1 protein-coding gene is annotated in these 1,705 nt (G+C 58.2%); it reads right to left on the bottom strand.

Annotated elements, in window-relative coordinates:
- Nucleotides 1–143: 143 nt before the first annotated feature.
- Entirely contained in the window at nt 144–1,646 is a 1,503-nt protein-coding gene (locus tag E1189_RS02070) for a DUF935 domain-containing protein (protein ID WP_155158416.1), read from the bottom strand.
- Between the last annotated feature and the right edge of the window lie 59 nt (nt 1,647–1,705).

Here is a 1,705-nt window from a genome sequence, read left to right as displayed (position 1 = left end):
CACGGTGAAGGCGACGTCGTGCTCCTGCGCAACCATATCCTGCCACGCGAAGGTGGGCCGGAGTCCTTTCGACAGAAAGTACTGGATAGCCGCCAGTGGCCCCAACTCAAAGGACGCACTGGCTTCAAAGAAGTTATACAGCTTCATGCGCTATCGCTCCGCTGCCCACGCATCAGCCCCATCAAACGGCTGAACAGCGTCGCCTTTTGCACGGTCTCCACCGCTTTATCGTCCGGGATGTCCTCCATCATCTCCGTCAGCTTCTCCCGGAAAGTTTCGAGGTCGTCTGTTTCTCCCATGTACGCTAACAACTGCTCCACGCGCTTCCCGTACAGGTCCCGGTATTTGGAGGCCAGAAAACCCGCTGCATCCACGAGGCTTTGCTGGTCTTCCCGCAGCCCGGCTCGGTGAAGGGTCAGATCGCTGACCTCCCTGAACTCCGCAGGTAAAACAGGTGCGCCGGGGCCTGCGGGTGGCATGGGAGCCGCTTCCTTCTTCTTCCAGCCTTCCCCGTAGGTGCTGAGGATGTACTCCTCGGAGGGCTCATAGCCGAGGGTTGCGATCTTGTTGTCCCGTTCGGCCCGTGCCTTCAGGTCTTCCTCCGGCTCAGTGTTGCGCCATACACGGGGAGGGTTGGCAGTGGGGAAGTTCCACGCCGTCAGCCATGTGACCACCTGCTGGTTGAAGGACTCACACAACAAGTCAGCGTCTGCCTTGATAACCGTTTCCGCTACCCCCTGATGCACCTCTGCCTGGCTGCGGCTGCTGCCATCATCGGTGGTCATGGTCTGGCTTAATACGATCTTGCTGATCGCTGCATCCATACGGGAGCAGAGGGTGTTGTAATCCGCTGTGCCGGAGCGGGCCGCTTCCAGCAAATCAATCACCACGTCATCCGGGACAACCACACCGCTGTCTGTCTGGATGGCACTCAAGGCTCGCAGGGCCTTCTCTCTTTCCCGTGGGTCGTCAGCCTTGCCCGGTGGCAGCTTGGCCATGGCTGTAGGCATGCCGAACTTTTCCAGAAACACCAGCCAGAACTTGATGCCGTTCCGTTTGAAGAACGAGGGCCAGTACAGGTAATGGGCAAGGCCCAGACCGTAAGGGTTGTCGGAGTGATCCTGCCCGGTGCTGAAAGACCAGAACTTACAGTCCGGCAAGAGTCGGCCATTGGGGTTGTGGCGAGAGATCAGGCGCAACCGGTATTCGTGGTCATAAACAAAGCGGGCGCGGTCACGGACTTTGATCTGATCAAGCACTATACGGTTTCCGTCTTGTGCCCACAGGCACTCGGCCACGCTGTATCCGAAGAACAGTCCGTAAAGCATCTTGTCGGTGATATCGTCAAAGCCGATTTTCTGCAGCTGCTCCTTGATAAACTCAGCCGCTTCTTTATCTGCCGGTGCTTCGGAGGCCGGTTCCACATTCCACTCACAGGCTGTGACCGCCAGCCGCCGTTGCTGGAAGGTGGCCTTTACCTGATCATCCCGCAGGATCTCTTTGTAGATACGCAGGTCGCGGCCCACACGATTGAGTACCGTGTCCGGGTTGTCCAGCAGCATGGCGCTGTAGGCCTGCGCCATCTGGATACCGTGGTCGGCCTTTGCGATTTCATTGAAGCTGGGTTTCTCGTTCCGTGTTGCCATGACTCTCTCCTTGTAGACGTCAGTATCCATTCATGTCCATGGGGCCTCGCACGACCCCG

Source organism: Parendozoicomonas verongulae, from assembly GCF_009711465.1.
Classification (GTDB): domain Bacteria; phylum Pseudomonadota; class Gammaproteobacteria; order Pseudomonadales; family Endozoicomonadaceae; genus Sansalvadorimonas; species Sansalvadorimonas verongulae.
This window is presented reverse-complemented; position numbering and strand designations above follow the sequence as displayed.

Bases quoted from the DNA above. Each gene is read 5' to 3' on its own strand.
- E1189_RS02070 (WP_155158416.1), bottom strand. From the start codon at position 1,646: ATGGCAACACGGAACGAGAAACCCAGCTTCAATGAAATCGCAAAGGCC.